General features: G+C 63.9%; 9 protein-coding genes and 1 pseudogene. 3 read left to right on the forward strand and 7 right to left on the reverse strand.

What is annotated here, in order from left to right:
- Positions 1-162 precede the first annotated feature (162 nt).
- A complete protein-coding gene (gene hemA / locus F3H26_RS06955) occupies positions 163-1,386 on the forward strand; it encodes a 5-aminolevulinate synthase (RefSeq protein WP_149775331.1) in 1,224 nt (407 codons plus the stop codon).
- 58 nt (positions 1,387-1,444) lie between these two features.
- Here the strand turns inward: hemA and F3H26_RS06960 are convergent, their stop codons facing one another.
- Genes F3H26_RS06960 through F3H26_RS06985 form a run of 6 tightly spaced genes read right to left on the reverse strand, consistent with a single transcriptional unit; the run spans position 1,445 to position 6,848 of the window.
- Positions 1,445-1,720, reverse strand: coding sequence for a cytochrome C oxidase subunit IV family protein (locus F3H26_RS06960; protein WP_149775332.1), 276 nt, complete (start codon positions 1,718-1,720; stop codon positions 1,445-1,447).
- Positions 1,721-1,724: 4 nt separating this feature from the next.
- Positions 1,725-2,273: a cytochrome c oxidase subunit 3 gene (locus tag F3H26_RS06965; protein ID WP_149775333.1), complete on the reverse strand. Its 549-nt coding sequence runs from the start codon at positions 2,271-2,273 to the stop codon at positions 1,725-1,727.
- Positions 2,270-4,192 (reverse strand): nitric oxide reductase activation protein NorD, encoded by a 1,923-nt coding sequence (locus F3H26_RS06970; RefSeq protein WP_149775334.1) that lies wholly within the window; start codon positions 4,190-4,192, stop codon positions 2,270-2,272. Before F3H26_RS06970 ends, F3H26_RS06965 begins: the two co-directional genes overlap by 4 nt.
- Before the next feature lie 8 nt (positions 4,193-4,200).
- Entirely contained in the window at positions 4,201-5,010 is an 810-nt protein-coding gene (locus tag F3H26_RS06975; RefSeq protein WP_223162460.1) for a CbbQ/NirQ/NorQ/GpvN family protein, read from the reverse strand.
- A 5-nt stretch (positions 5,011-5,015) separates the two neighbouring features.
- Positions 5,016-6,383: a cbb3-type cytochrome c oxidase subunit I gene (locus F3H26_RS06980; RefSeq protein WP_149775336.1), complete on the reverse strand. Its 1,368-nt coding sequence runs from the start codon at positions 6,381-6,383 to the stop codon at positions 5,016-5,018.
- Between the two features lie 15 nt (positions 6,384-6,398).
- Positions 6,399-6,848, reverse strand: a complete 450-nt coding sequence (locus F3H26_RS06985; RefSeq protein ID WP_149775337.1) for a c-type cytochrome — start codon at positions 6,846-6,848, stop codon at positions 6,399-6,401.
- 244 nt (positions 6,849-7,092) lie between these two features.
- Between F3H26_RS06985 and F3H26_RS19985 the strand changes: the two are divergent.
- A pseudogene (locus F3H26_RS19985) lies at positions 7,093-8,202 on the forward strand (Hint domain-containing protein).
- A gap of 5 nt (positions 8,203-8,207) precedes the next feature.
- Here F3H26_RS19985 and F3H26_RS06995 read toward each other — a convergent pair.
- Positions 8,208-9,401, reverse strand: a complete 1,194-nt coding sequence (locus F3H26_RS06995; protein WP_149775338.1) for an NnrS family protein — start codon at positions 9,399-9,401, stop codon at positions 8,208-8,210.
- A gap of 235 nt (positions 9,402-9,636) precedes the next feature.
- Here F3H26_RS06995 and F3H26_RS07000 point away from each other — a divergent pair, with 235 nt between their 5' ends.
- A complete protein-coding gene (locus F3H26_RS07000) occupies positions 9,637-11,313 on the forward strand; it encodes a cytochrome D1 domain-containing protein (protein WP_149775339.1) in 1,677 nt (558 codons plus the stop codon).
- The last annotated feature ends 12 nt before the right edge of the window (positions 11,314-11,325 follow it).

Raw genomic sequence — 11,325 nt, forward strand, 5'->3', positions numbered from 1 at the left:
TCCGGCCGAGAACCCGGCCCATCCATCCCTGCGCCAGCCTATGCCAAACCCGCGCGCGGCGCACCACCCTTTTCCCGCCGTCGCTTGACTATTGTCATGTTCCCGGCGTGCGCGCGCCCATAGTCTGCCCGCCAACAGCCAGTTCTCCGGGGAGATCGAGACATGGATTTCGAGCGTTTCTTCAGCCAGAGCCTCAGCGACCTGAAGGCCGAGGGCAACTATCGTGTCTTCATCGACCTGCAGCGCAAATGCGGCGCCTTTCCCAATGCCCGCCAGACCGATGGCGCGGCGACACGGGACGTGCGCATCTGGTGTTCGAACGACTATCTGGGCATGGGTCAGCACCCGTCGGTTCTGGCGGCGATGCATGATGCGCTGGACCGCTGCGGCGCCGGTGCGGGCGGCACCCGCAACATTTCCGGCACCACCCACGACCACGTCCTGCTGGAGCAGGAACTGGCCGACCTGCACGGGAAAGAGGCGGCGCTGCTGTTCACCTCCGGCTACGTCTCGAACTGGGCGGCGCTGGGGACGCTGGCGGCCAGGATCCCCGGCCTGATCGTGTTCTCGGACGCGCTGAACCATGCCTCGATGATCGAGGGCATCCGCCATTCGCGGGCGCAGAAGGTGATCTGGAAGCACAACGATCTGGACGACCTGCGCGCCAAGCTGGCCGCCGCCGACCCCGAGGCGCCCAAGATGATCGCCTTTGAATCGGTCTATTCGATGGACGGCGACATCGCGCCGATCAAGGAAATCTGCGACCTGGCCGATGAATTCGGCGCCATGACCTATCTGGACGAAGTGCATGCCGTCGGCCTTTACGGTCCGCGCGGCGGCGGCATCGCCGAACGCGAAGGGCTGATGGACCGCCTGACCGTGATCGAGGGCACACTGGGCAAGGCCTTCGGCGTGGTGGGCGGCTATATCGCCGCGTCGGCCGCGTTGTGCGATTTCGTGCGCAGCTTTGCCAGCGGGTTCATCTTTACCACCGCCCTGCCCCCGGCGGTCGCCGCCGGGGCCGCGGCCTCGATCCGGCATCTGAAGCAGTCGAATGCGGAACGCGACCTGCAAAAGGCGCGCGTGGCCCAGGTGCGCGCCCGGCTCGACGCCGAGGGCATCCCGCATCTGCCCAACCCCAGCCACATCATCCCGGTGATGGTGGGCGACCCGGTCAAGTGCAAGTTCATCTCGGACACGCTGCTGGAAGAATTCGGCATCTACATCCAGCCGATCAACTATCCCACCGTGCCCAAAGGCACCGAGCGGCTGCGCATCACGCCCTCGCCCGTGCATACCGATGCCGATATCGACCATCTGGTCGGCGCGCTGTCGGCGCTGTGGCAGCGGTGCCAGATCGCCCGGATGCCGATGGCCGCGCAATAGATTTCTGTCCCTGAACTGGCAAGCCGCCGTGCCCCTGTGCGCGGCGGTTCTTTTTGCCTCAGACCAGGTAGAGCGCGAAGATCAGTGCCGCAAAGGTGCTCAGAACCAGCGTGAAGCCCCGCAGCCAGGCCGGGCTGCGTTCAAGGTCGAGATACCGCGCCAGGATGATGCGGGCCTTGAACAGGGCCAGCAGCAGGATGCCGCCCCCGACCAGCCGGGGCCCAACGGGCACGAGGGTCAACAGAGCCGAAGCCAGGCTGAGCGCGATCAGGCCGGCCCAGGCGCGGGTCAGGCGATCCGCATGGGTGTCTCGGACACAGAAAAACCTCGGCATCGCGTCACCCCAACAGGTAGATCACCGGAAACAGCAGGATCCAGACCAGATCGACCATGTGCCAGAACTGACCGCCGGCCTCGATATTGCGGGGATCGTCGCGCCAGGCGACCAGCAGCAGAATGGCGACCCCGGCCAGCACATGCGCGGCATGGAACCCGGTGAGAAGGTAGTAGAACAGGAAAAACGGATGGGTCTCGTAGCTGATGCCCTGCGCGGCCTTGCCGGCATATTCCGCGCCCTTGATGATCAGGAACACCACGCCCAGCAGGGCCGCGCTGATCAAGGCAAGCCGCGCGGCGCCGCGGCGCGCCGCCTGTCGCCAGCGCAGGGCCCGCGCCGCCAGAAAGCCCGAGGTGACCAGAACCCCCGTATTGAGCGCGGCCCCGGTGCGGTAGAGATGCGATTGCGCCTCGGCAAAGCCTGCCGGGTCGGTCAGGCGGACGCCCATGAAGGCGATCAGCCCGGCCCCGAACACCAACAGTTCCGAGACGATCAGAACCCACATCAGCAATTCGCCGGGCAGTTCGTCGATCAGCGAAGCATCACTCATGCGCCGACCAGCTGGCGGTAGATCTGTGGCAGGGCCATGGTCAGGCGGTTGGGGTCGGGGATCACCGCGAACCCGCCCTGCCCGAACATGCGCGGGAACCAGCTTTTGCCGGTCTTGTCGATGGTGACGCCAAAGACCGACTGCCCCGCCCGGCGCGCCTCGCGCACGGCCATGCAGGTGTCTTCGATGCCGTGGCGGCCCTCGTAGTGGTCCAGATCGTTGGGCTTGCCGTCGGTGATCACCAGCAGCAGCCGGCGTTTGCGCGCCTGCGCCGCCAGATCGGCCGAGGCATGACGGATCGCCGCCCCCAGCCGCGTGTAATGGCCCGGCCGCAGCGACGCGATGCGCTGCTCGACGGTGGCGGTCATGGGCTCATTGAACTTCTTGCAGCGCTCCACATAGACCCGCTGGCGTTTCAGCGAGCTGAAGGCGTGGATGGCGAAATCGTCGCCGCAGGCGTTCAGGCCCCAGGCCAGCGCCGCCAGTGCCTCGCGTTCGATGTCGATCACCGCACGCCCCGCGACCGCGCTTTCGGTCGAGCGGCTGATGTCCAGCAGGATCGACACCGCCAGGTCGCGCGCCTCGGGGCGGGATTGCATCCAGATGCGCTCGTTGCCCTCGCCATTGGCGTGGCGGTCCACGGCGCTGCGCACCGCGGCCTCGATATCCAGCTGGTCGCCGTCCAGATGGCCCCGGGTCATCACCCGGCCCAGGCGCAGCGCCTCGAACTGGCGTTTGACGGCGCGGATGCGGCGGGCGGTGGCCGGGTCCTTGCCGAACTCGGCGGCATCCTCGCGAATCTCGGCATCCGAGGTCAGAACGTTGACGTGATCGGGCAGGTATTGCCCCGTGCGCACATCCCATTCCGGGTACAGCACACGCCCCGACAGGCGCTCGCGGTTCACGTCCTCGGGCGCGAGATCAAGATGCAGCTTCAGCCGCGTCGGCGGCGCCTTCGATATCTGCCCCAGCCCGATTTCGTCCTGATCATCGGCGGCCTTTTTGGCGTTGTCCGGGTCGTCATCGTCGATCCGGCGGTTGAGGTTCAGGAACTCTGCCCAGCTGAGGATCGCCTCGAACTTGTGCAGGATCAGGCTGTCCTGCCGCTCGGCCTGATCGGATTTGCGGCGACGGGCGCGGTGGGTCTTTTCGCCCGATTCCTCGGGTGGTCCGTCGGTGTCGCGACTTTCGACCTCGGTGTGTTCGGAAAACGCGACCGCGCGCAGTTCGGGCCACAGGGGCGACGGGCGAAACGGCTGGTACCCGCGCGGGGCGGCCACGTCGTCGCCCAGGGCGTCATAGTCGCGGGCGCGGGCGGACAGGGGCGCAGGGTCGCCCAGCATCCGGCGGATCAGGTCCTCGACGGCGGCCTCGGCCGGGGGCAGGCCGGGCAGATCACGCTGATACAGCACGCCCTTGCACAGTTCGGTGTAAAGCGGGCGCAGGCCCGGCGCGTCCTCGAGCGTTGCGGCGACCATCTCGCGGGCCGCCTGCAGGGCGCGGATGTCGGCGCGCAGAGGATCGTCCTCGTCGATGCGGGTTCCGGCATGGGCCGCCACCGCCGCCAGCCAAACATAAAGCGCAACATTGGCTTCGCGCGCGGGAAACACCGCCAGCCGGTCGGGCAGGCGCAGGACCTCGCCGTCGAAACTGGCCCGTGGGATCAGTTCGGCCTCGGTGGCCAGCTTGCGCCGCCAGCCCAGCCGGTGGCGCGAGAGCTCGGGCGACACCGGGCGCAGTTCGACGCCCGGACTGCCGCCCAACCCCCGGAAAAGAACGGCCAGCCGCCCCGCGACCTGCGACAGGTCGACCGCGGCTCCTTCGTGCACCTCTGGTGCATCAAGGCGGCTGGCAAGGGTGTGCCACAGTTTCCCGATGGTTTCTTCGGGTTCCCATGGCTCAAAGTCGATCCTGACCATCGCCGGCCTCACCCAAAGACGGCGGTGACAAGATCGAGGAGCCCGCGTTTGATATCCTCGTCATCAGTCAGAGGTTCGATCATGGCGGCAAGAATGGCGCGGTCGGTGGACATGCCCTGCGCGATCAGCGTCGCGGCATAGACGACCAGGCGGGTGGATACGCCTTCCTCGAGGTCCTGACCCTTGAGCCCGCGCAGCTTGCCCGCCAGCCGCACCAGCGGCTTGCAGCGTTCGAGCGGCAGGCCGCTTTCCTGCGCGACCACCTCGGCCTCCAACTGAGGCGAAGGAAAGTCGAATTCCAGCGAGATGAACCGCTGCCGGGTCGAGGGCTTGAGGGTTTTCAGGATGTTCTGATAGCCGGGGTTGTAGGACGCCACCAGCATGAAGCCGGGTGCGGCCTCAAGCTCTTCTCCGGTGCGGTCGATCGGCAGGATGCGCCGGTCATCCGTCAGCGGGTGCAGCACCACGGTCACGTCCTTGCGCGCCTCGACCACCTCGTCCAGGTAACAGATCGCACCCTCGCGCACGGCGCGGGTCAGGGGGCCATCGACCCAGATCGTCTCGCCGCCTTTCAGCAGGTAGCGCCCGATCAGGTCGGCGGCGGCCAGGTCGTCGTGGCAGGCCACGGTATAGAGCGGCCGGCCCAGGCTGGCGGCCATATGGGCCACGAAGCGGGTCTTGCCGCAACCTGTCGGCCCTTTCAGCAGGACCGGCAGCTTGTTGGTATAGGCGGCGGCGAACACGTCGCATTCGTCGCCCTGGGGCAGATAGAAGGGGGCGTCTGCCGCCCCCGTTCCCAGTTTCATGGAGCCGTCCATATCCATCACTCCGCCGGAGTTTCCACGACGCCGGGTTCGATGACCTCTTTGCGCGGAACCCAGATCGAGTAGATGAACAGCAGCGCACCGATGACCACGACCAGACCGGCGCCGAAGCGCATCCAGTAGAAGATCGCGACCTGATCCTGCACATCCATGTAGTAGTCACCTACCACGCGCTGCATGTGCGTCTGGACGGTGCCGGCAAAGGTCAGCACGAAGGTCATGAAGACCATGCCGCCGGTCATCAGCCAGAACGAGGCCATGTTCAGCACCTGGTTGTACGGATCGCGGTTCTTCAGGATCGGCATCGCATAGGTGAAGATCGCCAGGTTGAGGCAGACATAGGCGCCGTAGAAGGCCAGGTGCCCGTGTGCCGCCGTGATCTGCGTGCCGTGGGTATAATAGTTCACCCCGTGCAGCGTGTGCAGGAAGCCCCAGACACCGGCACCGAAGAAGGCCAGCGTGGCACAGCCCAGCGACCACAGCAGCGCGGCCTTGTTGGGGTGGTCCCGACGGCCCTTCCAGACCATGACGAAGGCAAAGGCCATCATCGCAAAGAACGGGATCACCTCGAGGCTTGAGAAGATCGACCCGATCCACTGCCAGTAGCCCGGCGTACCGATCCAGTAGTAGTGGTGGCCGGTGCCCAGGATGCCCGAGAACAGCGCGGCGGCGACGATGACATAAAGCCATTTCTCGACCACCTCACGGTCAACACCGGTCAGCTTGAGCATCAGGTAGGCCAGGATCGAGGCCATGATCAGCTCCCACACGCCTTCGACCCACAGGTGGACGACATACCACCAGTACTGTTTGTCGAGGCTCAGGTTGCCCGGGTTGTAGAAGGCGAACAGGAACAGCAGCGCCAGACCCCACAGGCCCAGCAGCAGGATGTTGGTGATGACGGTCTTCTTGCCCTTCAGAACGGTCATCGACACGTTGAACAGAAAGATCAGCGCCGCCACGACGATGCCGGCCTTGACCCATTTGGGTTGCTCAAGGAACTCGCGCCCCTCTTTGCCCAGCAGCCAGTTGCCTTCGAACAGGTTGAAGACATAGGTCACCACAACGCCCAGCGTGCCCAGAATCAGGATCGCAAGCTGGATATAGGCCAGCTTGGTCGAGTGGATCTCGCGCTCGGCCTCTTCGGGGATCAGGAAATAGGCCGCGCCGAAAAAGCCGGTGATCAGCCACACGATCAGCGCGTTGGTGTGCAGCATCCGCACGATGTTGAACGGCAGAAGCTCGCTCAGAAAGTTGGGGGATACATAGATCCAGCCAGCCAGCAGACCGCCGATCACCTGGATCGCGAACAGGCCCATTGCGAATGCGAAATAGGCATAGGCCACTTTTTGGGATTCGTATTTCATTGCTCCGTTCCCTTCTCAGCCCGCGTCATTCGGGGGCCAGTCCTGAGCGTCGATGTTGTCCGTCCAGATCAGGAAGTTCGCCAGATCACGGATCTCTTCGTCGCTGAGGTTGAACCTTGGCATCTGCCGGCGACCGGGAATGCCGGTGGGTTGCGCCTCCATCCAGCCCTTGAGGGATTCAAAGGCCGATTCCGGGTCGTCCAGAACGCCCCAGCGGGTCATCACGTTGGCAAGCTCGGGCGCGAAATAGGCACCCTCACCCATGATCGAGTGACAGTTGATGCAGGCGTGTTTTTCCCAGACGTGCTTGCCCCGGATCACGCTCTCATCCAGCTTCGCCGAGTTCGGCGAATTGACGATGTACAGGTGTGAGTGGGCCGACAGGGCCAGAAAGATTAGGATGAAGAACAGTGACCCGCCATAGAATATGTTGCGGGCCATGCTCTTGGTCATGACTTCTCGCATTGCGCTCTCCTTTGCGCCGCTTTGCTGGTGGGGGGACAATGGCGGGATGGGCGGTTTGCCGCCTTAACGAAAGTCAAGACACTGTTCTGGCATGCGGCCAATCGGCTGCATTCCCTGAAAAAATGCGTGAAATGCCCAGAAATCGCCTTGAACCGCTGCTATCAGGGCGCCAAGTCAGATGGAGTTTCCGGGTCCGTGATGTGGCGTACCGGTGTCTTTGAATGAGTGAGTAAACGGGCAAGAGATGGCGAACTATTCCTATATCGGTTACGCGCCGGGGGTGATCACGGTCAATTTTTCCGGCCCTGACACCGTCACCTTGGATTCTGGCTACGACCCTGCCACCGACCGCCGCATCTTTGATGTGACCGATGCGGACGGCGGAAACATTCTGCCCTGGTGGAACCCCACCCCCGATACCGGAACCGTTTTCAACGGAGATCGCTACAACGACGAAAACGGCGACGACGCTACGCAGACGGGCGTCGTAACCAATCTGGACGGCTCGGTCACATATGATTCCGGTGCCATCTACCTGGAAGAATCCTATGCCCTGGCCAAGCCGGGCGGCGGTACGATCAACATGTACCGCGTCGAGGTCGAAGGAAATCTGGTCGGGTACATCACGTCCGAGCCGTTGGTGCCCGGGACCACCTACTCCATGACGGTGTCCAAGGTAACGCCCGGGAATGCCCCCGACACCACGGACCCAAGCGCACTCGTCGACGTTCCCTGCTTTACCGCCGGTACGCTGATCGAAACGCCCGACGGTGCCAAGGCGATAGAAGATCTGGCCCGTGGCGACCTTGTTCTGACGCTCGATCACGGCCCGTAACCGATCCGCTGGATCGGCTCGCGCACCCTGACGTCGGTCGAGCTACGGGCCAAGCCACGGCTGCGGCCGATCTGCGTGTCAGCCGGAGCGCTGGGGGCGGGCCTGCCGCGGCGCGACTTGCGAGTCTCGCCGCAGCACCGGATGCTGGTCCGCTCGGCGATTGCCGTGCGCATGTTCGACACCCACGAGGTGCTGATCCCCGCCCACAAGCTGGTCGGCGTTCCCGGCGTTCATGTCGATGAAACCGCCAGCAGCGTGACCTACTATCACATTCTGTTCGACCGCCACGAAATCGTAACCGCCGAAGGGGCTCCGTCGGAAAGCCTGTACACCGGGTCCGAGGCTCTCAAAAGCATCGGCCAAGATGCCCGCAGCGAGATCTTCGAGATTTTCCCCGAGCTTGGCGACCCGGATCACATCCCGACCGCCGCTCGCCCCATTCCGACAAGCGGCAAACGCGCACGGCACATGATCCACAGGCATGTCAAGAACGACCGACCGTTGATCGACCACGCCTGAACGGGTCAGGACGGCACGGCGTGCGGACCCACAAGGGCCGGCCACATCGCCACCACATACAGCGCCATCGCGCTGATCCACAGCCCGTCGGCGACCAGCATGGTGGTCAGGAACTGCGCGTCCAACCCGGACCCAACCCAGCGCAAAATCGCGGCCAGAGCCATCGCGCCATAGGCGGCGACCACCGGCGCGGGGGCGACCAGCGCCCGACCGCTGTGCCCCAGCGCCGCGCGGCTCATGACCGCCAGGGTCATCCCGCCCACACAGCCGATGCCCAAAACGTGCAGCGCTCCGATTTCGCTGCCGAAGCCGAACAGGGCCATTCCCCACAGAACCAAGCCAAGGCCCAGCATCCCCAAGGCCAGATGCAGCGCAAACAGGATCGGCTGCCGGTGCGCCCAAGCCCCCCGCCAACCTGACAGGCGCAAGCCCTGTATCGCTCCGAGGACCAGCGCCAAGATCGCGACTCCGTATCCGGCCCCGAAGATCATCATCGCCGCCGGCAGCAGCAGGGCCAGCAGCATGTTGCTTTTTTCCACCCAATCACGACTGGCGGGCCAGTCGGCTTCGGGCACGCCTTCGCGCTTCATTGCATTGCGCGTAAAGGCCGGCGTGATCCGACCACCCAGAATGGCGATCATGGAACACAAGGCCAGCAGACCTGCACGCAGACCAACATCCAAGGTTCCGGCCGTTACACCGATCCAGTCCAGATGGGTCAGCAGGTTGGATACCCAGATGAACGTCAACAACAGCAGAAAGACCATGTTTTGCGGCTTGGACCGCCGGATCAGCTGGGTGGCGATCTTTGCCGCCAGAACCGGCACGAAAGCCAGATCGGCCACCGCGACGATCACCGGATCGATCACACCGGAAAACCACAGCGCCACGCGCCCGGCCAACCACAGCGTCGCCGCGGCGGTAATGAACAAGCGCCGCGCCTCGGGGGCGCCGGTCCAGTTGGGAACCGCGGTCAGAAAGAACCCGCCCAGTGCGGCACTGGCATAGCCGAATATCATCTCGTGCGCGTGCCACATCGGCGGGCTCATGGCATAGGGCGCCTCGGGCCACAGCTCGACCCCGGCCAGCGTTGCCAGCCACCCTCCCCAGGCCAGACCGGCAAACACGCCGTAAAGACCCGCAAACAGAAAAAAGACCCGGAACCCTTCCCCCATGACGCGCGTGATTGCCGATGGCATGCCTGCTCTCCTTGGCCAAGCTGTTCTTTGACCAAGGCCTAGCAACAGTCCGACCACGCCCCCTTAACCAAAATCAAGCACAGGACAAAAAGATGACCCTGAAAAGCAAGTATTTAAAGGCGATCAATCTCTCCCAATTCCGCCGTCCCGGCCCGTTCCGTTGACTTTCGTCAAGGAGACGGAGGCCGTCCCGGCGCAGTGTCCGGCCTGCCTCACCAGCAAACGGAGAGTGATCATGTCACTTGGAATCAGCTATCACACCACCGGCCGCGCCTTCGGGGTCGGTCTGGCCATGTTGTTGGGCAGCGTCGCTGCTCCGGCATTCGCCGAAGAGCCAACCCTGAGCGAAGAAGCGTTCGAACGGTCCAAACAACTTTACTTCGAGCAATGCGCCGGTTGCCACGGCGTGCTTCGCAAGGGCGCCACCGGCAAGAACCTGGAACCGCACTGGAAGAAAACCGCGGCCGACGGCACCGTGACTGAAGGCGGCACCCTGAAACTGGGCCAGGAGCGCCTTGAAAAGATCATCGCGTGGGGCACCGAAGGCGGCATGAACAACTTCTCGGACATCATGACCGAGGAAGAAATCCGCGACATGGCGACCTACATCATGATGGAACCGCCCAAGCCGCCGGAAATGTCGCTGGAACAGATGAAGGCGACTCGCAAGGTCTATGTCGAGCCGAAGGACTATCCGACCGAGCCGCTGCACGGCCGCAACTGGGAAAACTTCTTTGTCGTCATCGAACGTGACGTGGGCAAGGTGGCCATCATCGACGGCGATACCAAAGAGGTTCTGACCCACATCCCGACCGGCTATGCCGTGCACGTGATCAAGGCGTCCGAGCACCATTCGATCAGCGAGCCCGAACATCCCGGCCGGTTCTGGTACACCATGGGCCGCGACGGCAAGATGACCAAGATCGACCTGTGGCAGACGCCCGACAAGATGCTGGTGTCCGAAGTCAAGATCGCCTATGACGCGCGTGACGTGGCCGTTTCCGGCGACGGCAAATACGTGATCGGCGGAGGCTACTGGCCGCCGCATTTCGCCATCGTCGATGCCGAGACCATGGAACCGCTCAAGGTCGTTTCGACCCGCGGCGTGAACGTGGACGGGGACTATGTGGAAGAAAGCCGCGTGGCCGCCATCTACACCACCCCGCACGAGCCGACCTGGCTGGTCGCGGTGAAGGAACTGGGCCAGATCTGGCAGGTGGACTATTCCGACCTGGACAACCTGCGCATCGACAAGATCGATACCGCCAAGTTCCTGCATGACGGCTTCTTCGATCCGACCGGGCGCTATTTCCAGATCGCCGCGAACGCATCGAACAAGATGGTCGTGGTGGACACCAAGGAGCGCAAGCTCGAGGCTCTGATCGACACCGCAGCCCTGCCGCACCCCGGACCGGGCGCAAACTGGAACGATCCGAACTGCGGACCTGTCGCCGGCACGACCCACCTGGGCGTGGGCACCGTGACCGTCTGGGGCAACGACCCCGAAGGCCACCCGGATCAGGCCTGGAAGGTCTGCTATGAAACCGAGACCGACGGCCCCGGCCTGTTCATCCGCACGCACCCGAACTCGAAATACGTGTGGGCGGACCAGACCAAGCACCCCGAGCCTGAAATCCAGCAGTCGGTGCAGGTCATCGACAAGGAAACCGGCGAGATCGTGAAAACGATCCAGATCACCGAAGAAGAAGGCAATGCCGCCGTTCACTTCGAGTTCAACGCCGACGGCACCGAGGTCTGGGTTTCCAAGTGGAACCTGGCGGATTCCAAGGAACCCAACGGTCAGATCGTGATCTTCGACGCGGAAACGCTGGAAGAGATCGGTCGCATCGACGGGCTGTATGCCCCGACCGGCAAGTTCAACGTCTACAACCGCTCGAACCACGTCACCTGACGGGTGGACAGC

This window comes from Ruegeria intermedia, from assembly GCF_900129345.1.
Taxonomy (GTDB): domain Bacteria; phylum Pseudomonadota; class Alphaproteobacteria; order Rhodobacterales; family Rhodobacteraceae; genus Ruegeria; species Ruegeria intermedia.